Origin of the sequence: Rhizobium sp. CF142, assembly GCF_000281145.1 — a bacterium.
Lineage (GTDB): Bacteria > Pseudomonadota > Alphaproteobacteria > Rhizobiales > Rhizobiaceae > Rhizobium.
Window position 1 is genome coordinate 52,240 of record NZ_AJWE01000098.1, and the last position, 26,016, is coordinate 78,255.

General features: G+C 58.8%; 24 protein-coding genes and 1 tRNA gene. 12 read left to right on the forward strand and 13 right to left on the reverse strand.

Features of this window, described 5'->3' with window-relative positions:
- Positions 1-22: 22 nt before the first annotated feature.
- Positions 23-232, reverse strand: coding sequence for a hypothetical protein (locus tag PMI11_RS21370; RefSeq protein WP_037071850.1), 210 nt, complete (start codon positions 230-232; stop codon positions 23-25).
- A gap of 154 nt (positions 233-386) precedes the next feature.
- Between PMI11_RS21370 and PMI11_RS21375 the strand changes: the two genes are divergently transcribed.
- From PMI11_RS21375 to PMI11_RS21400, 6 genes are all read left to right on the forward strand, one after another.
- Positions 387-461 (forward strand) — tRNA-Thr (locus PMI11_RS21375).
- Positions 462-688: 227 nt separating this feature from the next.
- Positions 689-1,552 carry a hypothetical protein gene (locus PMI11_RS21380; protein ID WP_007821143.1) on the forward strand — a complete coding sequence of 288 codons (864 nt, stop codon included), beginning with the start codon at positions 689-691 and terminating at the stop codon, positions 1,550-1,552.
- 47 nt (positions 1,553-1,599) lie between these two features.
- Entirely contained in the window at positions 1,600-2,112 is a 513-nt protein-coding gene (locus tag PMI11_RS21385) for a hypothetical protein (RefSeq protein ID WP_007821144.1), read from the forward strand.
- Positions 2,113-2,460: 348 nt separating this feature from the next.
- Entirely contained in the window at positions 2,461-3,105 is a 645-nt protein-coding gene (locus PMI11_RS21390; protein ID WP_007821145.1) for a hypothetical protein, read from the forward strand.
- Positions 3,106-3,243: 138 nt separating this feature from the next.
- A complete protein-coding gene (locus tag PMI11_RS21395; protein ID WP_007821146.1) occupies positions 3,244-3,894 on the forward strand; it encodes a hypothetical protein in 651 nt (216 codons plus the stop codon).
- A 511-nt stretch (positions 3,895-4,405) separates the two neighbouring features.
- Positions 4,406-4,648, forward strand: coding sequence for a DUF982 domain-containing protein (locus PMI11_RS21400; protein WP_007821147.1), 243 nt, complete (start codon positions 4,406-4,408; stop codon positions 4,646-4,648).
- Between the two features lie 237 nt (positions 4,649-4,885).
- Here the strand turns inward: PMI11_RS21400 and PMI11_RS21405 are convergent, their stop codons facing one another.
- Positions 4,886-5,149, reverse strand: a complete 264-nt coding sequence (locus tag PMI11_RS21405; RefSeq protein WP_007821148.1) for a hypothetical protein — start codon at positions 5,147-5,149, stop codon at positions 4,886-4,888.
- A gap of 83 nt (positions 5,150-5,232) precedes the next feature.
- Positions 5,233-5,496, reverse strand: coding sequence for a BON domain-containing protein (locus PMI11_RS21410; RefSeq protein ID WP_007821150.1), 264 nt, complete (start codon positions 5,494-5,496; stop codon positions 5,233-5,235).
- Between the two features lie 165 nt (positions 5,497-5,661).
- Here PMI11_RS21410 and PMI11_RS21415 point away from each other — a divergent pair, with 165 nt between their 5' ends.
- Positions 5,662-5,940 carry a hypothetical protein gene (locus tag PMI11_RS21415; protein ID WP_007821156.1) on the forward strand — a complete coding sequence of 93 codons (279 nt, stop codon included), beginning with the start codon at positions 5,662-5,664 and terminating at the stop codon, positions 5,938-5,940.
- A 114-nt stretch (positions 5,941-6,054) separates the two neighbouring features.
- Entirely contained in the window at positions 6,055-8,115 is a 2,061-nt protein-coding gene (locus PMI11_RS21420) for an ATP-dependent helicase (protein ID WP_007821157.1), read from the forward strand.
- Between the two features lie 21 nt (positions 8,116-8,136).
- On the opposite strand, the gene PMI11_RS21425 is transcribed toward PMI11_RS21420, so the two are convergent.
- From PMI11_RS21425 to galE, 3 genes are all read right to left on the reverse strand, one after another.
- On the reverse strand, positions 8,137-9,198 hold the full coding sequence (locus PMI11_RS21425) for an enoyl-CoA hydratase/isomerase family protein (protein ID WP_007821158.1): 1,062 nt from the start codon (positions 9,196-9,198) through the stop codon (positions 8,137-8,139).
- Positions 9,199-9,265: 67 nt separating this feature from the next.
- Entirely contained in the window at positions 9,266-11,221 is a 1,956-nt protein-coding gene (locus tag PMI11_RS21430; protein WP_007821159.1) for a putative bifunctional diguanylate cyclase/phosphodiesterase, read from the reverse strand.
- 110 nt (positions 11,222-11,331) lie between these two features.
- Positions 11,332-12,366, reverse strand: a complete 1,035-nt coding sequence (gene galE, locus PMI11_RS21435; RefSeq protein WP_007821164.1) for a UDP-glucose 4-epimerase GalE — start codon at positions 12,364-12,366, stop codon at positions 11,332-11,334.
- A 472-nt stretch (positions 12,367-12,838) separates the two neighbouring features.
- Here galE and PMI11_RS21445 point away from each other — a divergent pair, with 472 nt between their 5' ends.
- The gene (locus tag PMI11_RS21445) at positions 12,839-13,519 is read left to right on the forward strand and encodes a Type 1 glutamine amidotransferase-like domain-containing protein (protein WP_007821166.1); all 681 of its coding nucleotides are present in this window, start codon (positions 12,839-12,841) and stop codon (positions 13,517-13,519) included.
- A 99-nt stretch (positions 13,520-13,618) separates the two neighbouring features.
- Here the strand turns inward: PMI11_RS21445 and PMI11_RS21450 are convergent, their stop codons facing one another.
- Both PMI11_RS21450 and mscL read right to left on the reverse strand, forming a co-directional pair.
- Complete coding sequence (locus tag PMI11_RS21450) at positions 13,619-14,785, reverse strand: pyridoxal phosphate-dependent aminotransferase (protein ID WP_007821167.1); 1,167 nt, start codon at positions 14,783-14,785, stop codon at positions 13,619-13,621.
- Positions 14,786-14,906: 121 nt separating this feature from the next.
- Positions 14,907-15,347: a large conductance mechanosensitive channel protein MscL gene (gene mscL, locus PMI11_RS21455; protein WP_007821168.1), complete on the reverse strand. Its 441-nt coding sequence runs from the start codon at positions 15,345-15,347 to the stop codon at positions 14,907-14,909.
- 219 nt (positions 15,348-15,566) lie between these two features.
- Between mscL and PMI11_RS21460 the strand changes: the two genes are divergently transcribed.
- A complete protein-coding gene (locus tag PMI11_RS21460; protein ID WP_007821170.1) occupies positions 15,567-19,067 on the forward strand; it encodes a PAS domain-containing hybrid sensor histidine kinase/response regulator in 3,501 nt (1,166 codons plus the stop codon).
- 3 nt (positions 19,068-19,070) lie between these two features.
- Here the strand turns inward: PMI11_RS21460 and PMI11_RS21465 are convergent, their stop codons facing one another.
- A complete protein-coding gene (locus tag PMI11_RS21465) occupies positions 19,071-19,634 on the reverse strand; it encodes a TetR/AcrR family transcriptional regulator (RefSeq protein WP_007821172.1) in 564 nt (187 codons plus the stop codon).
- A 206-nt stretch (positions 19,635-19,840) separates the two neighbouring features.
- Between PMI11_RS21465 and PMI11_RS21470 the strand changes: the two genes are divergently transcribed.
- Positions 19,841-21,028 carry an MFS transporter gene (locus tag PMI11_RS21470; protein ID WP_007821174.1) on the forward strand — a complete coding sequence of 396 codons (1,188 nt, stop codon included), beginning with the start codon at positions 19,841-19,843 and terminating at the stop codon, positions 21,026-21,028.
- A gap of 114 nt (positions 21,029-21,142) precedes the next feature.
- On the opposite strand, the gene PMI11_RS21475 is transcribed toward PMI11_RS21470, so the two are convergent.
- Complete coding sequence (locus PMI11_RS21475; protein WP_007821176.1) at positions 21,143-22,165, reverse strand: LLM class flavin-dependent oxidoreductase; 1,023 nt, start codon at positions 22,163-22,165, stop codon at positions 21,143-21,145.
- A 92-nt stretch (positions 22,166-22,257) separates the two neighbouring features.
- Between PMI11_RS21475 and PMI11_RS21480 the strand changes: the two genes are divergently transcribed.
- A complete protein-coding gene (locus PMI11_RS21480) occupies positions 22,258-22,734 on the forward strand; it encodes an ArsR/SmtB family transcription factor (protein ID WP_348257847.1) in 477 nt (158 codons plus the stop codon).
- A gap of 82 nt (positions 22,735-22,816) precedes the next feature.
- Here PMI11_RS21480 and PMI11_RS21485 read toward each other — a convergent pair whose 3' ends face one another.
- From PMI11_RS21485 to PMI11_RS21495, 3 genes are all read right to left on the reverse strand, one after another.
- Entirely contained in the window at positions 22,817-23,293 is a 477-nt protein-coding gene (locus PMI11_RS21485) for an SRPBCC family protein (RefSeq protein ID WP_007821179.1), read from the reverse strand.
- Entirely contained in the window at positions 23,290-23,637 is a 348-nt protein-coding gene (locus tag PMI11_RS21490) for an ArsR/SmtB family transcription factor (protein ID WP_007821180.1), read from the reverse strand. Before PMI11_RS21490 ends, PMI11_RS21485 begins: the two co-directional genes overlap by 4 nt.
- A 159-nt stretch (positions 23,638-23,796) precedes the next feature.
- A complete protein-coding gene (locus tag PMI11_RS21495; RefSeq protein ID WP_007821192.1) occupies positions 23,797-26,010 on the reverse strand; it encodes a 3-hydroxyacyl-CoA dehydrogenase NAD-binding domain-containing protein in 2,214 nt (737 codons plus the stop codon).
- Positions 26,011-26,016 lie beyond the last annotated feature (6 nt).

Here is a 26,016-nt window from a genome sequence, read left to right on the forward strand (position 1 = left end):
TCAATTCGTCGCGGACCGAACATTACGATTCGTCCATTTTTGCGGCAGGCGTTTTTGCAGCGGGCAGCCCATTCGTCTCGTCCGCCTGTCCGGACCGGCGAGCACGCACCTGCTGTTTGCGTCTTGAAAGATTTTCTCTCAGCTTTTCGGCCGCCCGTTCGCGGCGCAATGCCGCTTGGGCTTCCATGGCCGCTTTCCGGCTCTGCCGGGCCTTCTCAGTCTCTTCGTTCATCCCCCAGAACTACCCGAATTCGAGCCATTCCAAAAGTGGGCGGGACGTTATTCCCAGAGAAGTTGGAATTTGCGGCTTGCACTCCTGCCGAAGCTGTGGCAATAGCCGCCCCGTTCACGCGAATTGAGCGTTTCCGCTTCTCGCGTCTGGTCCTGCTGCCGTAGCTCAGTGGTAGAGCACACCCTTGGTAAGGGTGAGGTCGGTGGTTCAATCCCACTCGGCAGCACCAGTTTTCTTAAAAGATATCAGCATATTACGGTGGAATACCCACCCGTGCCCGCCGCGCAATTCGGTATGAAATCGCGGAACAGAACGCGAATTCGCTAGAAGATCCGTGCAAAATCCGTGCAGGTAGTTCTGAAAATGTTCCCGTGGAGACGGTGTCCGGAAACTAGAGAGTTCAAACACCGCCCATTATAGTCCGATCCAGATTCAACCGAGCGCCTTGGAGTTGGCATGGAAAATGCGTCGAAGAGATCTGTGAAATGGGATCGAACCGTGCTCTGGGCGGGTTGTATTGCAGCAGCCGGTTTCTGCATAGTGACGGCCTACCAGGATAAGGCGGCAGCGGCGACTGTCCTCGGCGTTCTTACCGGGGTCTTCCTTATTTTCATTTATCTTCCATTGATGGACAATTTCGCCTTCTTCGGGCTGAAGGCAAAGCTGCGCGAGCGCATCACCGAGGCTGAAGAGCTGACGAAACTGCTTCGAGCATCAGCATCTACCTCATCCAAGCTTCTTCTATACCAGTTAGGCTACATGAATCGAATGTCAGATGTACCTTGGGCTGCTAAACAGAATTTTATGCGCGAGATCGAAGACAATCTCTCGATGCATGAAATCCCTGAATCGCAGGTTCGTGAGATGCGTGAACCGCTTCTCAGATTTATGACAATCGACTTGCTTTCAATCGCTGAACAGATTGTTGCTCAGAGAGTAAATGATCGGCGTCGCATGGTGCAGCAACAGATAAGTGAAAAATTTAGGGGCCCGATCGATGCAGCAGATCCCGAATATATAGCCCTTTCGGCAAAATTAAAAAGCTATCAGAATCCGAACGTAAACTTCCACGAGCTGTTGCAGTCACCAGAGGCGAGACAGCCAAGGAGTCTGCTCGATAAACTCATAAGGGAGACCGACCTTCCAGAGGAGGATAAAGCGAAGCTATCGGACCTCATTGCCGAGGTTGGGAATGTGGCGGAGGAAATATGGTCTGCGCACACCCTCACTGACGGCTCGCTCGAATACCTCTCGCGATACCCCAAGTATGATAGCTGGCGGTCTAAATATATCGACATCTTTAAAGACAACCTGCCCTGAGTTGTCAGGATTCAAGACACCAAGGGCATGTCGAGCGGGAGGGCCGCATGAAAAACATCTCTCGCGACGGCTCTTCAGCAGCTGACCATGAGAGTCGAACAAGTTTCGTGCACTCGTTCGAAAAACCGATCACAGCAAAACGCATTGAGCGGGCGCTCAACCGCCTGTCAGAGATCATCGTGACACTTGGGGAAGAAGGTGAAAGAGCGATTCTTATCTACGAACGCCTCGAAACCGAGCTGGCTGCTCGTCGAGCCCGTGAGCAGAGAATTGCAGAAATTAGCGAGCGCGCGAAGCGAGCTAAGGCATCGCGAGCAATGAACGGGGGGAAACTTATGGACGATTCATTTCCGGAGTCAGCTCGTGAACAAATCGATGAAGCCATTGCATTTCACGAAGCCAACATCGAGGCGATCGAAGCGGGGCGTTTAAGGCACCAGTTCAAAGCCGGCGACGAGCCCTGGCGCGACATGACAGACCAGTTTCTAAACCACCATAAGCGCTCGAAGGAATTGCACCAGCGACTCCGGAAGCTGGTGGACGAGTCACGTGATCACTGAAGCGATAACTGTCCAACGGAGATGAACTTCAATATGCGTCACCTTGTCGTAGGCGCCGGCGCCTCTGTAGCCCAGGCATCCGAACTTGGTGTGCCAAGGGAGTTTTGGCCTCCAACGATGAAAAATTTCGCTCGGAAAACGTGGGCGAATTTCCATCCGTGGCCTTTCCTACACCTATTTCTGGCTGAAAAAGGCATTAGGATTAGTGGAGATCAGGATCTTCGAGAGGTCTTCATTTCGCTTTAAGAGCGGAACGAGGTCAATATTGAGCAGTTCATTGAATTTGCGTGGCGGATCAAGGACACCCTGCCTAATGTATTACAGGGAGAAGCGCATTGGAAAAACTTCATGCGCCACGGCATCGGTGATCCAATCGCTCTGCTCATTAACCAAGGCTTTCAAAAAGGCGCTGACTTCACAGATCTCCCTATTACAAGACGTATGGTTTCTAGGTTCTCGGCCGACGATCTTATTTTAAGCCTCAATTACGATACGTTAATCGAAGCTGGGCTCATGCAAAATGGGTCAGATTTCACATATCTTCCCAATCCCACGGATCCCGCGCAAATTCCTGTGTGCAAACCTCACGGCTCGCTAAACATGGCTTTCGACGAAAATGGTTTCTCGTTTGGCGATCCCGGAAACCTCTTTCCCATGTTTGTGACTGGCGATGGGAGATCGGCATACATTGGGCTCATTCCGCCTCGTTTGAACAAGACATACGAACAGACGCCGATGGCCCGAATGATCCTCGCGTCGGTCAAAAAGCGACAACCTCGAAGCATCGTAATGTGGGGCATCGGGATGACAGAGAGTGATGTCGACCTGAATGAGATCTACAGAGGCTGGGCTGAGAGCGCCGAATACGTGGATGTAATAAATCCGGACCCAAAAGTCGGCCCTCTGATTGCGAAAGTAATAGGTATACCAGTCAGGTGCTTTGCATCTGCAGAAGAGTGGATCGAGCTCGATACCTGTCCTCGCACCTCATAGACCGCAGCGTCGGTTGGCAGCTTGACACGCGCAACTGACAGAGAGCCGCTAAGAAAGATCAGCCGCGATCAAATACACTTGAACAATTTACACGTGCAATTATAGTTCTCTTGTCGGTTACGCACGCAGGGGGCGACAATGAGCGATGTAACGGAAGGCGACGGCACAAAGACAGAACCTTATAAAGCAATATCTCCCGAAATTCTATATAGCAGATACTTCCTGATTGGTGGTTTGGTATTCCTGTGTTGTTCACTTGCGCTATTTGCGTCTGCGGCTTGGCTGGCAATTCAAACAAATCAACAGCTGCCGAGCTTCGTTATGGCAGCAATTAATCAAAGTGGTTCGGAATCAGTTACGACAAACGACCGCATGTTAAATGTCTTGGCGAGTGTGGGGGGCGTTTTCATGGCCCCACTGCTTTGCCTAATAGCGGGCTTCATGTGTTCGTTTCTTGGGATAAGACTACTCAAAACATCCGGCGCAGCGGCGACGCATGTAATAGCGCCACAGGACTATGGACTATTGGGGCCTGCCATCGCTGGTGGGAATTCGAGCGCTATTGATCAATTCATTCGCCTTAGCAGCCTTTCCGGGGCCACAGGTACATTCACCAAAGTGGGCCTCACAGGGCTTCCGCTTGCAACAATCGTATTGACGCTAATTCTCGCGATTCTGGGCATCTTCAATGCTCAGTTTTTTGATTTGGCGAAACTAACTCTCGGCGCCTTTCTGGGTTCATTTGTTCAGCGTCAAGCTGAAGTCGCCGCTGCGAAACCTCCAGCTTAAGTCCCTGTTACCGCTCCTCGACTACCGCGTGACCAATGCGCGTCAGCGAAATGGAACGCGGAATTCTTGCGCGTCCCGTAGAAAGAATTCGCATAAGTTTATCGCGAACCCTTTGTTGACGCGTCGAACGCTTCGACAAATGTGTAGTCCTCGAAGGCCTGATCGATCTTGGACTTTGGCCGGTTGGTAGTCTGGATTTGAGATTCACGCTGCGCTGGTTTGGAATCGATTGGATCACTGTCACGATGCGCCGTCAGCGATCGCGGTGGAAAGCCTGCCGCCAAAAGTGCTCGCTCTACTTTCGAGAGAGGTTGCGCCTGCCTGTTTCGGTCGGTTTCGAACGTAGCGGTCCCGCCTTCCGATCCCAAACCTCGAGGGGATATCCTCCGTGCCAATCGGCACCATTGCTGCCGGCAAAAATCTCGGTAGAATATTAGCATTCTGAAGCCTTTGCGGAGGAACCCGAAGGCTTCATTCAATGTTTCTATCGAGACATGCTGGAGGAGCGTCGATGGCAACTGAACGATGGAATAGTCCGATCAAGGTAGGCTTCGAAGAGGCGGGAGCACGCACGGTTAACGGACCGTTTGACGCGCTGACCTGCCTGACCGATCTCTGGCCTGCCGTGCGCGGACTGAAATATCTCAAGGCACGCAGCGCCTGCCGCGCCGCACTCGATGGAAGAAAGACTGTCGAAGAGGCCCGCGCGGAGTTTATGGCGGCGGCCGAGGAAGCAAAGCTTAAAGTGCATTAAGCTTTCGGCGGCGGCATCGGAGACAATAAAAGTCAGATCTGTTCCGAAACGAAGCAATGCTTAATTTTCACTTAACCCTGCACTGAGCTCGCGCAGGGCTTTGTCTCGAAAGACATTGCGCCATTCATCCGTTCATCAATAGAACGACGCCAGCCATCATGATGATGGTTAGAGGCTCGTCACCCTCTGCGGGAGACTGCTGACGAGCCTCGTCCGAAAGAAACTTCGAATATTCGATCAGCAGTCCGAAGTATCCTCATCCTCCACCTGAATATATCCTACACCGATGATTGTGCCATCTGCGGCACGGATGAAGGACGGCAGGTAATGCGGTTCGGCGGGCTTGCAGACGGCGGCGCTGGTATATTCGTTCAGTGCTATTTCGTCTTTCGGCAGGGCCGAATAACTCATATCGGTTTCGAGTGAGGCGTAGGCGGAGCCGGCAAAGGCGCCGCACCCCAGAAGAAGGGCCGTGGCCCAAAGGCGTATAAGCGTTTGCATTATTGTCTCCAGTATTGAAATCAGCTCTTCAACACACGGGACAGAGAGTTGGTTCCTTGGAAATTCCTGTTGCGGATCGCGATTTATCTCACCAGCAGGCGGCAATGCACGTAACCGCTCCCGACAATGTCCTCGGCGATTGCCAAAGCCCGCTCACTATCACCCCATTGGCTCACGAAACCTTCGAGAATGACGGAGGGGCCGATGGTCGAGACGATGATTTCGGTCGCATCGAGATCGGCTGCGGCATGCAGGGCGCTTTCCACGGACGCACGTATAGCGGCCGTGTTGTGGCCCTTCATCCGGGCCTCCTCGTGGGGTGGCGAGCTATGAAACCGCGGCACCATGACCGTTCCTGACATTGGCTAATAGGGATTTAACGCAAGAAGACGACGTTTTGTTGCGCGCGGCGGCCGGATACATAGCCACCGGGATTGTAGTGCTTCGATATTGCCGATCTTGCTGGAGGCGCCAGCCGTCGCCATATTCGATTGAAGCCGAAGGAGACGACGATGAAAGCGCTGGTGCCTGCCCTTCTTGCCACGACCCTTCTGGCTGCACCCTTGCTGGCCGGCTGTTCCGCCGCGGACGCGCCTGCGCTGGAACCCATTCCCGGCAGCATCACCTATGGCGGGCAGCCGCGCACGAAGCTGACGAAATCGCCGATCGGCAGCACCGTCCATAACGACTTCTACGATCAGCAGGGCCAGCGCGTCTACGAAACCTATATTCTCCAGCCCGACCGCAGCTTGAAGCTGGTGCGGCGCCAGATTGTGCCGGACTTTCCGTAATAGTGCATGGCGGCCCGCGCCTGCTTGACAGCGGCGCCAATCGAGAACATCCAAGGAACATCTGATTTTATTCGCAGGCGCTGATTCTCCCGCGAAGCCCAACCGGACGGCTGGATGTATCTCGAAAGACTCAATCCCCAGCAACGCATGGCCGTGGAGCACGGCACACTCACAGACGGCAGCCATGTGGCCGGGCCGCTGCTGGTCATCGCCGGCGCCGGTTCCGGCAAGACGAATACGCTTGCCCATCGCGTCGCCCATCTCATCCTCAAGGGCGCCGATCCGCGCCGTATCCTGCTGATGACCTTTTCCCGCCGGGCGGCGGCCGAAATGGGCCGGCGCGTCGAGCGTATCTGCGGCGAGGTTCTCGGCAAGAATTCCGGCATCATGGCCGATGCGCTCGCCTGGAGCGGCACTTTCCACGGCATCGGCGCGCGCCTCTTGCGCGACTATGCCGAGCAGATCGGCCTCGACCCGGCCTTTTCCATCCATGACCGGGAAGACAGCGCCGACCTGATGAACCTCGTGCGCCACGAGCTCGGCTTCTCCAAGACCGAAAGCCGGTTTCCGACGAAGGGTACCTGCCTTGCGATCTATTCCCGTGCGGTGAACTCCGAAACAGAACTGCCGCTGGTGCTGCGCGACGCCTTTCCCTGGTGCGCCACCTGGGAAAGGCAGCTTCGCGAGCTTTTTGCCTGTTATGTCGAGGCCAAGCAGAGCCAGAATGTGCTCGATTACGACGACCTGCTGCTCTACTGGGCGCAGATAGTGGCCGAGCCTCTCATTGCCGAGGATATCGGCAGCCGCTTCGACCATGTGCTTGTCGACGAGTATCAAGACACCAACAGGCTGCAGTCTTCGATCCTGCTTGCTTTGAAACCGACCGGCGAGGGCCTGACCGTTGTCGGCGACGATGCGCAGTCGATCTATTCCTTCCGCGCGGCAACGGTGCGCAACATTCTCGATTTTCCGGCGTCCTTCAGCCCGGCCGCCAATATCGTCACGCTCGACCGCAACTATCGCTCGACGCAGCCGATCCTTGCCGCCGCCAATGCTGTGATCGACCTTGCTTCCGAGCGTTTCACCAAGAACCTCTGGACGGAGCGGGAATCGCCGGAACGGCCACGGCTGGTGACGGTGCGCGACGAGAACGATCAGGCGCGTTACGTGGCCGACAAGGTTCTCGACAATCGCGAGGAGGGCGTGAAGCTGAAAAGCCAGGCCGTGCTCTTCCGCGCCTCACATCACAGCGGCCCGCTGGAGGTGGAACTGACCCGCCGCAACATTCCTTTCGTGAAATTCGGCGGGTTGAAATTCCTCGACAGCGCGCATGTGAAGGACATGCTGGCGGCTCTGCGCTTTGCCCAGAACCCACGTGACCGGGTGGCGGGCTTCCGGCTGATGCAGATCCTTCCAGGCGTGGGGCCTTCCACGGCACAAAAGGTGCTGGACCATATGGCTGAGGATCCGAGCCCGGTGACGGCGCTTGCCGCCATGCCGGCGCCGCCGCGCTCGGGCGAGGACTGGACCTCTTTCGTGTCCACCATGCAGGAATTGAAGACTGGCAAGGCCGGCTGGCCGGCCGAGATCGAACTGGTGCGGCGATGGTATGAGCCGCATCTGGAACGGCTGCATGAGGATGCGAGCGCGCGGCTTGCCGATCTCGTGCAGCTCGAACAGATCGCCGGTGGTTATGCCTCGCGTGAGCGCTTCCTGACGGAGCTCACGCTCGATCCGCCCGATGCGACTTCGGATCAGGCAGGCGTGCCGCTGCTCGACGAAGACTATCTCATCCTCTCGACCATCCATTCGGCCAAGGGGCAGGAATGGACCAAGGTCTTCATGCTGAACGTCATCGACGGCTGTATCCCTTCGGATCTCGCAGTCGGCACGACGGCGGAAATCGAGGAGGAGCGGCGATTGCTTTATGTGGCGATGACCCGCGCCAAGGACAGCCTCGATCTCGTCGTGCCGCAGCGTTTCTTCACCTATGGGCAGAATTCGCAGGGCGATCGGCATGTCTATGCGTCGCGCAGCCGCTTCATTCCGGCCACGCTGCTGCAATTCTTCGAGGTCTGCGGCTGGCCGCAAGTCAAGACCGATACGGCAGCCGCCCAGCAGGCGCGGCAAGTGCGTATCGATGTCGGCGCTCGTATGCGCGGCATGTGGCGTTGAAGCCTCTCCTGACCAGCAGGGTCAGAGCAAAAGCGGCGGCTTGGCCGGCTCGAAGAAGCGACCGATCATCTCATCATTGACCAGGGCGATCGTCGGCGGCGACCATTTCGGATTGCGGTCCTTGTCGATGACGGCTGCGCGGACGCCCTCGTAGAAATCCGGACCATGCAGGATGTGCATGCAGGCGCCGAGCTCGCGGGCAAGACATTCGCCAAGCGTGCGGCTCTGGCGGCCGGCTCTCAGCAGCCGCAAGGCAAGCTTGAGACTGGTCGGCGAACGTGTGAGCATCACACGCCGGGTTTCGGCGGCGAATTCGCCTTCTGCCGCACCCAGTGCGGATACGATGTCCTCGACACGGTTGAAGTGAAAAGCACGGTCGATCATCGCGGCATTGGCCTGTAATCTGCCCTCGCCCGGCTGCTCCGAGAGATCGCGCAGCACTGCGTCCACATCGTCCGACGAACTTCCCTCAGGCAGGTTCGTCAGGCGCTGGACCGCCTCTTCGAGACGCGAGGAAGGCATATAGAAATCGGCAAGCCCGGTATGGATCGTATCGGCGGCATTGATATCGAGCCCGGTCAGGGCCATCCATGTGCCGCTTTCGCCCGGCGTGCGGGGCAGCAGCCATGTGGCACCGATATCGGGAAAATAGCCGATGCCGGTTTCCGGCATGGCAAGGCGGGTGCGCTCGGTGACGATGCGATGGCGGCCGTGGCTGGAAAGCCCGACGCCGCCGCCCATGGTGATGCCGTCCATCAGCGCCACATAGGGCTTCGGATAGGAGGCGATCCTGTGGTTGAGGCGGAATTCCTCGCGCCAGAAGGTTTCCGCGAGACCATCGCCGGCGCGGCCACTCAGGTGAATGGCGCGGATATCGCCGCCGGCGCAGAAGCCGCGCTCGCCCTCGCCCATTACGACAATACTCGCCACGGTTTGATCGGCGGCGAACTCATCAAGCGCAGCGGTAATCGCGCGCACCATGGGGATCGTCAGGCTGTTCAGCGCCTTTGGGCGGTTCAGCCGGATGAGGCCTGCCGTGCCCCGTCGCTCGACAATGACTTCGCTCTGATTGCTGCTATCCATGATCCACCTCGCTCCTGCCCCATGAATAAACCGGGTCGGGTCGGGGTTCCAGTGGCTAGCTGATCAATCAGGCCGAGAGGGACTGCGAAACGGCAACATCGCGCCGCACCGCGTAATCGATCGCCAGTTCCAGCGGCAGTGGCCGCGAGAAATAATAGCCCTGTGCCAATCTTACGCCGATGCCTTTCAGCGACTCGGCGACATCCTCGCTTTCGACACCCTCGGCCACGGAGGCGATGCCGAGGTTCTGGCAGAGACTGGCGACGGAGCGGGTGATATTCATGCAGCGCGCATCGCGGTCGAAATTCATCACAAAGGCCTTGTCGATCTTCAGCTTGTCGAAGGCCAGGCGGTGGATGTGGCTCAAGCTCGAATAGCCGGTGCCGAAATCGTCAAGCGCGATCGAGATGCCGGCACCACGCAGCATGCCAATCACCTGATCGGCAGTGTCGAAATCGGACAGGAGTGCTGTCTCGGTGATCTCGAACTCGATGCGTTTCGGATCGACGCCGGAGCGGCTGATCATGGCGAGCAATGCCATCGATGTTTCATGATCGCAGATGTCGCGGGCTGACAGGTTGAAGGAGACGCGCAGATGCGCCGGCATGATCTTCAGTGCGTCGAGCGCCTGGCCGAAGAGAATGCGTGTTATGCGGCCGATCACCGCCGTGCGTTCGGCAGCCGGAATGAAGGCGTCCGGACTGATGCGGCCGAAGCGGGCGCTATCCCAGCGCGCAAGGGCCTCAAAACCGACGACGCGGCCGCTGCGCAGCTCCAGGATCGGCTGATATTCGAGCTTCAACTCCTTGGCGAAATTGTCGGCCTGCAGCTCCAGCTCGATCAGGTAGCGTTGTGTCAGGATTTTTTCGTGTTCCGGCGAGAAGAATTCCACACCGCCAATGCGCTTGCTCTTGACCTGGTAGAGCGCGAAATCCGCTTTCTCGTAGAGATCTTCGGCCGTGTACTCGCCCGCGTCAGGATAGACGATGCCGCAGGAGCCGGAAACGCGCACCGACCCGTCAGGAATGTCGAAGGGTTCACGTACTGCCGCACAGAGCGCCACGCCGAGGTCAGAGACGGCCCTGAGCGGCATGTCGGAGGGGAAGATGATGCCGAATTCATCGCCGCCAAGACGTGAGACGATGCCCTGATCACCCAACAACGAGACGAAGCGGCGCGCCGTCTCCTTCAATACGACGTCGCCGGCCGCATGGCCGAAGACGTCATTGACCGGCTTGAAACCATCGAGATCGACGATGCCGATGACAGGCGGTGAAGACGGATCCTGCAGCAGCATCTTTTCGAGTGACAGGAAGAAGCTGCGGCGATTGGCAAGGCCGGTCAGCTGGTCCTGCAGCGCGTTGCGGCTGTTGACGAGGTTCAACTCCTCGGCTTCGGCCTGTTTCTGCTTGAGCTCTTCGGCAAGCCGCACCAGGTGCGCAAAATTCTGGAAGTAGCTGTTGATGACGCGCAGGAACGGCAGCACCAGGAACAAGCCGCTGACCGCCGTTGCGACGAAAACCGGGTTGCCGGAAAAGAGGAAGGTCACGATCATGGCTGTGAAAGTGATGATCGTGGTGATTGCCGCGGCGAGTGGCAGATGCATAAGGCAGAAAACGCAGGAAATGCCGGTTACAATCAGGAAATAGGCGATCTGGCCCTGCTGCGAGGCGTCGCCATATTGATAGAGCGCGATAGCCCAGCCGCCGAAGCCGATCGTAAGGATAACCGCGCCTGCTAGCGTCACCTTCATCAGCCGCAGCGCGCGCTCCGGCGTGACATTTTCCTTGGCTGATATCTCCCACCAGCAGAGGCGGAAGACGCAGACGATGCTGAGGCCGACCGGAATGTAGAGCGAAAGCCAAAGAGGCGCCGACTTGATGTGGGTTATGGCCACAGCCAGCGCATTGATGACGAGCAGAACGTACAGAATCGGAATCTGCGATGACAAAGCTTCGAACTGCGCCACCAGAAACTTCGGATTATCTTTTTGCAGCCGCAATGAGGCTATGAAGTTCTTCATGATCCCTTTTCCCTTGGCCGAAACGAGCCAGAGAAAGTTTGATTATTCCTTATTCACGTAACGTCAGGTCACCCGCATCTGCGCTGGGATGGTAAATGTTCGGTTGCATTTCAGAAGGAAGCCGCAGCCAGCGCGCGATGAATGCTGTGCAGATCGTCGACGCTCCTGCTCATCAGGAAGAGTTCCCAATCGAGCGAGCTGCGGACGATGGTTTCAAGCGAGTCGTGTTTCGGTGTCCAGTCCAGCACGCGACGGGCAAGCGTTGCGTCGGCGACGACGCTTGCCGCATCGCCCGGCCGGCGTGGCGCCATGTTGATCTTGAACGAGTGACCGTTCAAGCGGGTGACCATATTCAACACATCGAGCACGGAATAGCCGTTGCCATAGCCGCAGTTGGCGACAAGTGGCCCCCTACCCAGACGCAAATGCTGGAGCGCTTTCAAATGCGCCGCCGTCAAATCGCTCACATGGATGTAGTCGCGCACACCGGTGCCGTCATGGGTCGGGTAGTCGAAGCCGTAGACGGCGATGCTGTCGCGCTTTCCGAGTGCGGCCTCACAGGCGACCTTGATGAGATGGGTCGCGCCCGATGTCGACTGGCCGGTGCGCAGTTGCGGATCGGCGCCTGCAACGTTGAAATAGCGTAGCGCCACATAGCCGAAGTCATAGGCGGCAGCAGCGTCCCGAAGCATCATTTCAGTCATCAACTTCGACTGGCCGTATGGATTTTCCGGATTGAGCGGCGCCGTCTCCTTCACGGGGACGGAGCCCTTCTGCTGACCGTAGACAGCGGCTGTCGACGAGAAGACGAAGTTACGGATGCCCGCCTTGATCGCAGCACTCAGCAGGGCGCGCGTCTTGCCGGAATTGTTGTCGTAATAAGAAAGAGGGTCAGAGACCGAGACCGGCACGACGGCAGAGCCGGCGAAATGGATGATCGCCTCGATGTCGTTTTCGATGAAGATCTTCTTCAGCACATCCGGATCGGCGACATCGCCGAGATAGAAGCGCGCGGCCGGCGCCACGGCCCAGCGAAAGCCGGTGGAGAGGTTGTCGAGCACGACGACTTCTTCACCGACATCCAACAGCGTCCAAACCATGTGGCTGCCGATATATCCAGCCCCACCCGTCACCAGAACCGCCATGTCTGCATTCCCTGTTTTATATTTTTCGGGAGCATCAGAACGGCTTTTTCCTTTCCGATTTTGTTATCAAACGGCCCCGGAAAGGCTGTGCGGCCGGTATGTTTGGAGATGTGGTTAGAGGCGCATTTCAGGCTTTGCTATAATTTTATCGACCAGCCGGTTTTGGGACGAAAACGCCTCGCGACCCCTCTTTTTAGGTTCGTTGACATCAAGCACGCGGCGGGGCAAATTAGTGTCATGAACAACTTCTCGTTCCAGGCTATGACGATGGGCATGACGACCACCCTTTGCGGTGGGGGCGTCGGCTTGTGACCTGAAACTGTTCACTTCACCCGATCCAACCCCGCCGGACACGCGCGGGGTTTTTTGTTTCTGCCCCGATGTCCGGCCCATGCAAAGGACTTCTCGTGGCACAAGATCTTCTCTCAATGCCGGTTCGTTACCCGCTTCTCCAAAACAGGGAGCGGCAACGATGAGACTCTACCTGTCATCCTATCGGCTCGGAGCCAGCGCCTTCCGGCTGAGGAAACTTCTCAATGGCGGACAGCGCGCCGCCGTCATCCAGAACGCGCTGGATTTTATTCCGGCCGAGGCCCGGCGTGCCTACGAGGCCAATATCTACGATCCCAAGGAAGAACTTGCGGATTGGGGGATCGAGGCAGACGAACTGGATCTGCGAGACTATTTTGGGCAACCGCACGCGCTGAAAGAGGCGCTCGCCGGCTTCGACCTCGTCTGGGCCGTCGGCGGCAATGCCTTTCTTCTGCGGCGGGCCATGCGGCAGAGCGGCTTCGATCGCATCATCGGAGAATTGCTACGCGAGGATGCGATCGTCTATGGCGGCTTCAGCGCCGGGGCGGTCGTTGCAACACCCTCGCTAAAGGGCATCGACATCATGGACGATCCGCAGCAGCTTGCACCGGATTACGACGAAGCAATCCTGTGGGGCGGTCTCGGACTCGTCGATTTCTCCATCGTCCCGCATTACCGCTCGGCGCATGAAGAGGCCGAAGCTGCCGAAAAGACCGTCAACTTCCTTGAAGAAGCCGGCACGCCCTTTCAGCCACTGAGAGACGGCGAAGTCATCATCGTCGAGGGCCGGAACGTGACGCTGCTACCGGTGCTGCCGGAAGCGATGCGTCGCTCCGCCTAAAGCGTGCCGCGATCTTTCAGATTCGCTTGTCATGCTTTAGGCCTCTGTTTTTCGCATGTCGTTATCGCAAAACCGCTGCACACTTTTGCGCGACATGCTTTAGAGCTTCAGGATATAGTCGCAAAGCCGCTCGGCCGCGACTGTCACCTGCGCCGGATCGCGCAGGAAGCAGGCGCGCAGAAAAAGCTCGCCCCCGGGTCCGAAGGCCGTGCCAGGGGCAAGGCCGACACCGGTCTTGTCGACGATGTCGATCGCAGCCTTGCGGCTGTCGGTAACGCCGTCGATCTTGAGGAAGGCATAAAGCGCGCCATCGGGCTTTAGTGTTTCGACCCGATTGGTGGCGATCAGTGCATCGCAGAGGATATCTCGGGTACTGGTTGCCTTGGCGATGTTCGACTGCACGAAGGCATCACCTTCGTTGAGGGCTGCGACCGCGCCTTTCTGCATGAACTGTGCGACGCCCGAGGTCGAATACTGGATCAGGTTTTCCAGTACTTGCCCGGTTTCCGGCAGCGCGACGATCCAGCCGACGCGCCAGCCGGTCATCGACCAGTTCTTGGAGAAGGAGTTGACGAAGATGATCTTGTCTTCAGGATCCATGACGTCGAGGAAGGACGAAGCACGTCCGCCGGCATAGAAATAACGCGCATAGATCTCGTCCGCCATGATCCAGAGATCATGCTTGCGCGCGAGCGCCAGGATATCGGCCAAATCCTTCTTGGTCGCGGTCCAGCCGGTCGGGTTCGACGGCGTGTTGATGAAGAGGCCGCGCGTCTTCGGCGTAATGGCGGCCTCGATACGATCAAGATCAGCCGCCCATTTACCGCCCTCGAACTGGAGCTCTACGCCAACCGACCGCGCGCCGGCGATTTCGAGCGCAGCGGCGATGTTCGGCCAGGCCGGAGTGAGGTAGACGAACTCGTCACCGGGCGAAGTCAGCGCCTGGACGGCGATCTGGATCGCCTGCATGCCGGAACCGGTGACGTAGAAATGCTCGACCGGAAGGCGGATGCCAAAATGCCTGAAATAATAGTCCGACAGCGCCTGGCGCAGTTCGGGGATGCCGCGCTGCCAGGTATAGAAAGTCTCGCCGGCGGCAAGCGCCTGGATGGCGGCCTGATTGATGAAATCGGGGGTAGGAAGATCACCCTCGCCGACCCAGAGCGGCAAAAGGCCTTCACGGCCACGGGCATAATTCACGACTTCGACGATCCCGCTTTCTGGCGCTGCGACGGCGCGCGGGCTGAGGCTGCTTATAATCGACATGCATATCTCCAGTTCACGCCTTCATAGCGGATTTGCAGATGCAAATCCCATGAGAATGCGTGATGGCATATCGATTTTCGTGATGGATGAGCCCGCCGGAGCGGACGGGCTCTCTGCCGAATCAGACCGCTGGGCGCTTGGCGAGAAGATCGCGGATTTCGGTCAGCAGCGCGACATCGGCCGGCGGCGGCGGAACCTCTGCCGGTGCTTCCTTCGCCTTGCGCTCAACCTGCTCGCGCAGAATATTCACAGCCTTGATCATCAGGAAGATGATCCAGGCGAGGATCACAAAATTGATGAGGACCGTGATGAAATTGCCGTACGCGAAAACGGCCCCGTGGCTGCGGGCATCTGCAAGGGTTGGCTGCCCATAGGCGTCCTTCGCCAGCGGAATGTAGTAGTTGGAGAAGTCGAAACCGCCGAAGATCGCACCGACGATCGGCATGATGATATCTTCGACCAGCGACTTGACGATACCGCCGAAGGCGCCGCCGATGATGACACCGACTGCGAGATCCATGACATTGCCGCGGGCGATGAAAGCTTTGAAGTCATTGAGCATCCGATCTGTCTCCCCTTGATGCATTTTCAAAGACATGCCGTTGTTTTCATTAGCTACACCTTCATCTCAATTAATCAATCGGCAATTGGAAATATTCGGACACTGCCCCCATCCGCGTAGAACTTAAGACCAAGGCCGCGGGAATTTTCAAACTTGCTGAATTGCCCTAATCTCGGACTGTTCCGGGAGGACGGCGGATTGTCCGTCGGCGGAGGGTCAATGCTTCCAGGCTGGGTCATATTTGCGTTTGCCTTGGGTTATCTTCTGCTGCTTTTCGCAGTAGCAAGCTACGGCGACCGCCGAAGCCGGAAATTCGGCGTGCCGGAAGGCGGCCGGCCTGTGGTCTATGCGCTCAGCCTTGCGATCTACTGCACGTCCTGGACCTATTTCGGCGGTGTCGGCTTAGCTGCCCATCACGGGCTGGAATTTGCCGGCATCTATATCGGGCCAATCCTCGTCTTCACGCTCGGCATGCCGCTTTTGAAGCGCATCATCGAACTCGCCAAGGCCGAGAAGCTTACATCCGTCGCCGATTTCATTGCCGCGCGCTACGGCAAGAATTCTACTGTCGCAACCATCGTGGCGCTGATCTGCCTCATCGGCACCATCCCCTATATCGCGCTGCAGCTGAAATCCATTTCAGCGACGGTCACGGCCATGGTCAATCCGTCCGACTATGGCATCGGCAGCGGCAACCTCTATTTCCTCGATCTTCCGCTGATCGTCACGCTGGTGCTTGCCTGCTTCGCGATCATGTTCGGCACCCGCCACACCGATGCGACGGAACATCAGGACGGGCTCATCCTCGCAGTATCGATGGAATCGATGGTGAAGCTCGTTGCCTTCCTGACGGCGGGCATCTGCGTCATCTGGTTCCTGTTCGACGGGCCAAGCGACCTGTGGCAGAAGGGATCGGAGAACGCCCTGGTCACCGCCGCACTCGACTATCAGACCCCGCTCAGCCGATGGATCACGCTGACGCTGCTTTCGGCCTTCGCCATTATCATGCTGCCGCGCCAGTTCCATGTCACCGTCGTCGAAAACCGCACTGCAAAGCAGCTCCGGCTCGCGGGCTTTCTCTTCCCGCTTTATCTGATCGCCATCAATCTCTTCGTGCTGCCGGTCGCGATCGGCGGGCTGCTGACCTTCGGCGGCAATGGCAATGCTGACCTTTACGTGCTCTCTCTGCCGCTTGTGGGGCAAATGCCCGTTGTCTCGCTGGTCACCTTCATCGGCGGCTTTTCGGCGGCGACCGCCATGGTGATCGTCGATTCCGTGGCGCTTTCCATCATGGTGTCGAATGACATCGTCATGCCGTTCTTCCTGCGCCGGAAGCTCGCGGGCCTTGCGAGCCAGCGCGACGACTTCGCAAAGAGCCTGCTCAATATCCGCCGCAGCGCCATCTTCGCCGTGCTGCTGCTTGGCTATGCCTATTACCGTTCGACCGATAGCACGGCAGGGCTCGCCTCGATCGGCCTGCTCTCCTTTGCCGCCATCGCGCAGATTGCGCCCGCCCTCTTCGGCGGCATGATCTGGCGGCGGGCGAATGCACGCGGCGCCATCCTCGGCCTCTCGTCCGGCTTCGTCATCTGGGTCTACCTGCTGTTCCTGCCCTCATTCGGAGGCCCGGACTATTCCTATGTGGCGAGCAGTTTCCTCGGCTTTATCTTTCCCGGCACGACGCTCTTCACCGGCCCGGATGCCGATCCGCTTGTCAATGCGACGGCAATGAGCCTGCTCGTCAATACCGCCGCCTTCATCGTGGGATCGCTGACGCGCAACGCCAAGCCGCTGGAACGCATCCAGGCCGGCATCTTCGTCAAGCGGCATTCGCGCTCGCAATTTGCCACGCGGGGCTGGAAGACCCGCATCAGCGTCGGAGATCTCAAGACGGCGATCGCCCGCTATCTCGGCGAGGAGCGCATGCAGCGCTCGCTTGCGACCTATGAGCAGACGTCCGGCCGCAAGCTGGAGGACGACCAGCCGGCCGACATGGCGCTCATCCATTTCACCGAGCAGCTTCTCGGCAGCGCCATCGGTTCCTCCTCGGCGCGGCTCGTGCTGTCGTTGATCCTGCAGAAGATCGAGGATGCTTCCTCGGACACGGCCTGGCTGCTCGATCAGGCGAGTGAAGCGCTGCAATATAATCAGGACATGCTGCAGACGGCACTTTCGCAGATGGATCAGGGCATCGCAGTCTTCGACAGTTCCAATCGGCTGACGATCTGGAACCGGCGCTTCCGGCAATTGCTGGATCTGCCGGAAAATGCCGGCCAGGTGGGTTTTCCGCTATCGGAAATCGTCAATATCCTCAGCCAGCGCGGCGATATCGCGCCGGGCGACCAGGGCCAAGCGGTGCGGCATTTCCTGACGCTCGACAAGCCCTTCCCGCTGGTGCTTGGCGGCGGCGAGCGCATCATCGAAGTGCGTTCCAACGCCATGCCGGACAAGGGTATCGTCGCGACCTTCACCGACATTACCCAGCGTGTGGCCGCCGACCGGGCGCTGAAACAGGCAAACGAGACGCTGGAGCAGCGTGTCGTCGAGCGCACCGCGGAACTGACCCGCGTCAACAAGGAGCTTGCCGAGGCGCGCGCGGCGGCAGACGAAGCCAATATCGGCAAGACCCGCTTCTTTGCCGCCGCCGGCCACGATATTCTGCAGCCACTCAATGCGGCCCGGCTCTATTCTTCGGCGCTCGTCGAACGCATGGCGCAATCGGAAAACAGCCCAATCGTCCGCAATATCGATTCCGCGCTGGAATCGGTCGAATCCATTCTCGGCGCCGTGCTCGATATTTCCCGGCTCGATACCGGCGCCATGCGCCCGCGGCTGGCGTCCGTGCCGCTTTCAGATCTGCTCGAGCGCATCGAGACCGATTTTGCTCCGATCGCCCGCGAGAAGAAACTGAAGCTCAAGGTCATGCCGACTTCGCTACGGGTGCGCTCCGATCCGAACCTGCTGCGCCGCCTGGTGCAGAACCTCGTTTCCAATGCCATCAAATATACTGTTAGCGGCAAGGTGCTGGTCGGGGTAAGGCGACGTGGCAATCAAGTGATGATCCAGGTGATGGATTCCGGCATCGGCATTCCGCCTTCGAAATTCCGGACAGTGTTCAAGGAATTCGCGCGACTGGATGAGGGTGCCAAGACCGCATCGGGCCTCGGGCTCGGCCTCTCGATCGTCGACCGGATAGCCCGCGTGCTCAATCACAAGGTCGAACTTCATTCAACGCATGGCAAGGGCACGGAATTCCGTATTCTCATGCCGCTCGATATCTCGAAGAGCACGGACGCGGCAGCAGCCGTCGTTCCCGTCGACCGCACGGCGCAGCCGCTGAAGGGATTGCGCATCCTCTGCATCGACAACGAAACCAAGATCCTCGAAGGCATGCGGCTGCTGATCGACGGATGGGGCTGCGACACACAGGCAGCGGATTCGCTTTCCGTTGTCCAGGCGCTCTCGATGCGTCAGCCGCCCGATCTTGTCATTGCCGACTATCATCTTGCCGACGGGACCGGGGTCGAAGCGATCCTGCATCTGCGGCAGCATTTCGGTGTCGATATTCCGGCCTTGCTCGTCACCGCCGACAGGACGCCGGAGGTGCGGGCTGAGGCGGAGAAGCATGGCATCGCCGTTCAGCACAAGCCGGTGCGGCCGGCGGCACTTCGCGCCTATATCACCCAGATTTCCGGCCTGAAGCGCACCGCCGCCGAGTGAAGATCAGACTGCCTTGCGCCGGCCAAAGACGTGGCCGACAAGCTCCTGGACGCGGGCGGCGGTCGGGACATCGCCGAACAGGATACGGTACATGATGGGGGCGACTACGCGATCCATCACTGCATCGACATCGGGGAACGCCTCGCCCCTCTCCTTCGCCCGACCGGCAATCGCCTCGATCTGCTGACGGGTAAAGTTGCAACATTTGTTGGCATTGTCGCCGGTCTGGGCGGAAAGCACGTCGCGGACATATTCGCGGCCAGGACCGGAAGACATTTCCTCGGCATATTGCTCGGCCCAGGCCTCCAGATCACCGGCGCCGGTACCGGTATCGGCCGGCTCCATGTCGGGGCGCAGGCGCTCCACGGCGACGTCGGCCAGCAATTGCTGCAGGTCACCCCAGCGGCGATAGATGGTGGAAGGCGTCACGCCCGCACGCGTCGCGATCAGCGGCACGGTTATCTCTGCACGGCTGATCTCTACGAGGAGGTCACGCACGGCGGCATGCACGGAAGCCTGGACACGCGCGCTTCTGCCACCCGGACGAATATTCTCTTTCACTGCCATTTCGAACCCAACCTTCACCGCCTGAAGTGTGCTGCGATCTTTCAGATTCGCCTAGCACGCTTCAGGCCCTTTTACGCAATTCCGGGTGCAAAACCGCGGCCAACAGTTCAGAAACTTTCATACATCCATAAACGCAAATTATTTGCCTTTAGACTTTGCGCGTCCTAGATAGAGCTAACGCAATAAATTAGCTTTAAGGAGCTTATATGGTCGCCGCTTCCGAATCCATCAAGAATTCGTCGCCCATGGGCTTCCATGCTCTGACGCTTGCGATCTTCTTTGGCGCATCAGCAGCGCCGACGCCTCTCTATCGCATCTATCAGGAAAGCTTTGCCGTTTCCCCCATCCTGATCACCGTGATCTTCGCAGTCTACGCCTTCGCACTGCTCGCAGCCCTGCTGATTGCGGGCTCCATCTCCGATCATCTCGGACGGCGGCCCGTCATTTTCGGTGCGCTGGTGCTCGAAATCATCGCCATGGCGCTGTTTTCCATTGCCAACGGGCCGGAATGGCTGATCGCAGCACGTATCGTACAGGGGCTTGCGACCGGCATTGCCGGCGCTTCGCTGGGTGCCGCCCTTGTCGATATCGACCGGGCAAAGGGGCAGATCGTCAACTCGCTCGCACCGCTTTCCGGCATGGCGATCGGCGCCATCGGCACCAGCGCGCTGATCCAGTATGGACCCGAGCCACTGCATCTCGTCTATGCCCTGCTGCTTGCCGCCTTTGCCGTGCAGGCCGTTGCGCTGTGGCTGACGCGAGAGACGGGCGGCACACGGCCCGGTGTCTTCAACTCGCTGAAGCCGACGATTTTCATTCCGCAGCAGGTGAAGAAGCCGCTGTCGCTGGTGACGCCGATCAATATCGCCAACTGGACGCTCGGCGGCTTCTACCTGTCGCTCGTGCCCTCCCTGGTCGCTTCGACCACCGGGAGCCGTGCGCCGCTGACGGGTGGCGCGGTCGTGGCAGCGCTGATGCTGTCGGGCGCAATCGCCGTCTTCCTGCGCCGCAACCGCAGCCCGAAAGCAAATCTCATCTTCGGAGTCGCTTCCCAAACATCAGGCATCGCAACGGTCGTCGCGGGCGTGCATCTTGCCAATGTGCCGCTGCTGCTCGTCGGCACGCTTTTGACGGGCGCCGGTTTCGGCACCAATTTCCTCGGCTCGATCGGCACGATCATGCCGCTTGCCAAGCCGGAAGAGCGGGCCGGCCTGCTTTCGGCCTTTTATATTCAGAGCTATCTCGCCTTCAGCCTGCCGGCAATCCTTGCCGGCTTCCTCGTCAAGTCGATCGGCTACGGCATGACCACAGACATCTACGCAACCGCCATCGTCCTCGTCAGCCTTGCCGGGCTGATGGTGATGCGCACGACAAGGGAGACGGCGGCGGCTTAAAGCGTGTCGCGATCCTTCAGATCCGCCACGCTTTAAGCTCTTGTTTTCGAACGTCGTTATCGCAAAATCGCACACATTTTTGCGCGACATGCTATATGCCATCGCAGGATGCGATCAGCGCCAGCCGAGCGCCGGCGCGACATATTTCAGGATCGATTCGATGACGTGGACATTGTATTCCACGCCAAGCTGGTTGGGGACGGTGAGCAGCAGCGTATCGGCCTCGGCGATCGCCTCGTCCTTCTTAAGCTCCTCGATGAGAGCATCGGGCTCGGCGGCATAGGAACGGCCGAAGATTGCCCTGGTATTCTCGTCGATGAAACCGATCTTGTCCTGCCCTTCATTGCCATAGCCGAAATAGGAACGGTCGCGATCGTTCACCAGTGCGAAGATGCTGCGGCTGACGGAAACGCGCGGCTCGCGCTGATGGCCGGCTTCCTTCCAGGCCTCGCGATAAGCGCGGATCTGCTTGGCCTGCTGGATATGGAAGGCTTCGCCCGTCTCGTCATCCTTCAGCGTCGAACTCTGCAGGTTCATGCCGAGCTTGGCGGCCCAGACGGCCGTAGCGTTCGAGCCTGCGCCCCACCAGATGCGCTCACGCAGACCAGCCGAATGCGGCTCGAGCCGTAGCAGGCCGGGCGGATTGGGGAACATCGGCCGCGGATTGGGCTCGGCGAAGCCTTCGCCGCGCAGCACTTCCAGGAAGACCTCGGCATGGCGGCGGCCCATATCGGCATCGCTCTGGCCTTCCGGCGGGTTGTAGCCGAAATAGCGCCAGCCATCGATGACCTGCTCGGGCGAGCCGCGGCTGATGCCCAGCTGCAGGCGTCCGCGGGAAATCAGATCGGCCGCGCCGGCATCTTCAGCCATGTAGAGCGGGTTCTCGTAGCGCATGTCGATGACCGCGGTGCCGATCTCGATGCGGCTGGTCCGGGCGCCGACGGCCGCGAGCAGCGGGTATGGCGAAGCAAGCTGACGGGCGAAATGATGGACGCGGAAATAGGCGCCGTCAGCGCCAAGTTCTTCAGCGGCGACCGCGAGATCGATCGACTGCAGCAGCGTATCACCTGCCGAGCGCGTCTGGGATTGCGGCGAGGGCGTCCAATGCCCGAACGAGAGAAAACCGATCTTCTTCATGATTCCATCGCTTAAACTGAAGTGTGCCCTGCACGTTTCTTGTCATGATTCCTGACAGGCATATAGGCGCTCGCAGGAGATTTCTGAACCGGATGACTGATCAAATGCGAAATCGGCGCCGCGCAGTTGCAGTACAGAACGCGGTCTATCTGGAAGCCTCCGAAAAACAGGGGAAAAATTTGTTCCCGGCCACACTATTAAGACAATTCTTAATTAGTCATATAAATTGCCGTCCGCTAAGTCGTGAAGGGAAAGCAATGAATACAGATAGTTTTGAAAAGAAAGCCGACCTGCTGCTGGTCATGGCGAACGCCCATCGACTGCGGATGCTGAAGACGCTTGCCGAGCGCGAGGTGGCGGTCAACAACCTCGCCGATATTATCGGAATCAGCCAATCGGCACTCTCCCAACACCTTGCCAAGCTCCGCAGCAGAGACCTCGTCAAGACGCGGCGCGATGCGCAGACGATCTACTACTCGGTCAAATCCGAGAGGGTCCATGTGATCCTTGAAATGCTGAGCGAAATGTTCGACGAGGGCCAGACAACGGATCGTCTGCTGGCAGGTTAGGAGACTTCGTGTCACCTGGCATTCTCCGCCGTCACCAGTTATCTGCCATAGCCTTGCCTGCTGTGCCGGGCATGAATTTTCTTTATTTCTCGACAAGCTTTGCCAGTTGCTCGGCGACCGTGCCCCAGCCGTCGTAGAAGCCCAATTCTTCATGCGTGTTGCGGGTCTCCTTATCCTTGTGCATGACGAGGGCGTTGTATTCGGTGCCTTCGGGATGATCGGCGAAGGTGATGATGGCCGTCATGAAGGGGGTTGGCGCAGGGCGCCAGCCGCCGAGGAGCGCATTGGTGAAGACGATGCGCCGGCCCTCCTGAATATCCAGGTAGCAGGCACTGAGATGATGCTGGAAGGGACCACCGTCTTCACTCATCTCAGTGACGAGAGCACCGCCAGGTTTGACGTCCATGGTGGCGACGCGGCAAAGCGCTGGCGCGGGAATCCACCATTTTTCGAATTTTGCCGGGTCGGTCCAAGCGCTCCAAACAGCGGACGGCGGGGCCTTGATGATGCGCGAAAGGGTGAGATCGAGATCAGGATTCACTTTGGTTGGGGCGTTCATTGGGACTTCTCCTCCTTCGATTGGACCGCAGTAACGAAAGCTTCGAGTCTGTCGGTTCGGGCTTCCCAGATGGCGCGCTGAGCCGAAAGCCAACCTTCGACCATCGCGAAACGCTTCTTTTCCAGCGTGCACGTGCGCACCCTGCCCTGCTTTCTCGTTTCGATCAGGCCTGTCTCTTCGAGAAGGTGGATGTGTTTCATGAAGGACGGCAAGGCCATGTCGAAAGGCTTTGCAAGGTCGCTGATGCTGGCCGGACCGGTGCCTAACCGACCGATGACGGCGCGGCGCGTGGGATCGGCCAGTGCCAGGAATATGCTGTCGAGTTGATGTGAATAGTAATCCATAAGGCTAAGTATCAGGATCCGATACTTAGCGCAAGAGCTAAGTGTTTTGAGTTGACTGTTCGTGCGCTTGCAGCAGGATTCTCCGCTCAAGCCCAGCCAGAGATGGAGGGAGTGTGAGAGCGGCGCCTGCGGCCCTCACGAGCCGGGGCGCCTCACCAATTATGCAGCCTTATCAGCGGCCGGATAGGGATCGAAACGGCTATAGAAGGTTTCGCCCTTGGCAGCCATGTCCTTCAAGAGCGGCGTCGGCTTGAAGTGGTCGCCATAGCTGGAGGCCAGCTTTTCGGCGAGGTCCACGAAGGCCTTTGCGCCGATACCGTCGATGTAGCTCAGCGCGCCGCCGGTATAGGGCGCAAAGCCGAAGCCGAGGATGGAGCCGACATCGGCTTCGCGCGGGTCGGTGACAATTCCCTCTTCCATGGTACGGGCGGCTTCGAGCGCGATGGTGACCAGGAAGCGCTGCTTCAGGGTATTGACGTCGATCTCATCGGCCGGCTTCTGCGGATAGAGGGTCTTAAGCTCCGGCCAGAGGAACTTCTTGGCGGGCTTGGCCGGATATTCGTAGAAGCCCCTGCCGTTCTTGCGGCCGCGGCGGTCGAGTTCGTCCACCAGCTTGTCGATGAGCGCCAGGTGGCGCTCGTCGACAGCCTTGGGGCCGAGATCGGCGACGGTTGCCTTGAGGATCTTCTGCGAGAGATCGATCGCCACTTCGTCGTTCAGCGAGAGGGGGCCAACCGGCATGCCGGCCATCTTGGCGGCGTTCTCGATCATCGCCGCCGGCACGCCTTCGATCAGCATGTCATAGGCTTCGTGGATATAGCGGAAGACGCAGCGGTTGACGAAGAAGCCTCTGGTATCGTTGACGACGATCGGCGTCTTCTTGATCGCGGCGACATAGTCGAGTGCCACAGCGAGTGCACGGTCACCCGTATTCTTGCCGAGAATGACCTCGGTCAGCATCATCTTCTCGACCGGCGAGAAGAAATGCACGCCGATGAACTGGTCCGGGCGTTTCGAATTTTCGGCAAGGCCCGTGATCGGCAGGGTCGAGGTATTGGAGGCGAAGATCGTCGTTTCCGGGATGACGGCTTCCACCTGCTCGATGACCGCCTTCTTGACGGCGCGGTCCTCGAAGACCGCTTCGATGACGAGATCGGCATCTTTCAAATCGGCATAATCGGCAGAGGGTGTCAGGCGGGCGAGAAGTGCAGCACCCTCCTCCTGCGTAAGACGACCCTTACCGATGGAATCCTTGACGAGGCCTTCGCCAACGCCCCTGCCCTTGGTAGCGGCCTCGATATCGCGGTCGATCAGCACGACCTCGAAACCGGCGGCGGCCGTGACATAGGCGATCGAGGCGCCCATGAAGCCGGCGCCGACGACGCCGACCTTCTTCAGCTCCGTCTTGGGAACGCCGGACGGACGGCGGGCGCCCTTGCCGAGTTCCTGCATGGAGATGAAAAGCGAACGGATCATCGAAAAGGCCTCGGTGGTCTGCAGCACCTGCGTGAAATAGCGCTGCTCGATCTTCAGCGCAGTGTCGAAGGGCACCTGCAGGCCCTCATAGACGCATTTCAGAATGGCGAGGGCGCCCGGATAGTTACCAGCCGTCTCGCGGCGTAGGATGGCGGGCGCTGCCGGCCAGAGCTGAGCTGCGGCCGGTGTCCAGATGCCGCCGCCGGGAACCTTGAAGCCTTTTTCGTCCCAGGGGGCGATAGGCTTCAGGCCATCCTTGATCATCTGTTTGGCAGCCGGGATCAGCTGATCCGGATCGACCACCTGATGGATGAGGTTCATGGCCTTGGCGCGCGAAGCGTTCAGCGACTGGCCCGTCGTCATCATCTGCAAGGCGGACTGGGCATCGGTCAGACGCGCAATGCGCTGCGTTCCGCCGGCGCCTGGGAAAATGCCGACCTTGACTTCCGGCAGGGCGATCTTGACGCTCTTGGTATTGGAGGCGACGCGACCGTGGCAGGCGAGCGACATTTCCAGTGCGCCGCCCATGCAAGTGCCGTTGATGGCGGAAACCCAGGGCTTGCCGCAGGTTTCGAGCTTGCGGAAGAGGCCAGTCATGCGGCCGACGAGATCGAAGAGTTTCTGTGCCGCACCGTCAGGATTTGCGGCTTTCTCCTGCTGGTAGAGAGTGAACATGGACTTGATCATCGACAGATCGGCGCCGCCCGAGAAGGAGGACTTGCCCGAAGTGATCACGACGCCCTTGACGGCGCTGTCGGCAACCGTGGCGTCGATGATGGCATCGAGTTCGTTCATCACCTCTTCGGTGAAGACGTTCATCGATTTGCCCGGCATGTCCCACGTGACCAGGGCAATACCATCCGCATCGGTCTCGACGGTGAAGTTGGTGTAGCTCATCGTCTC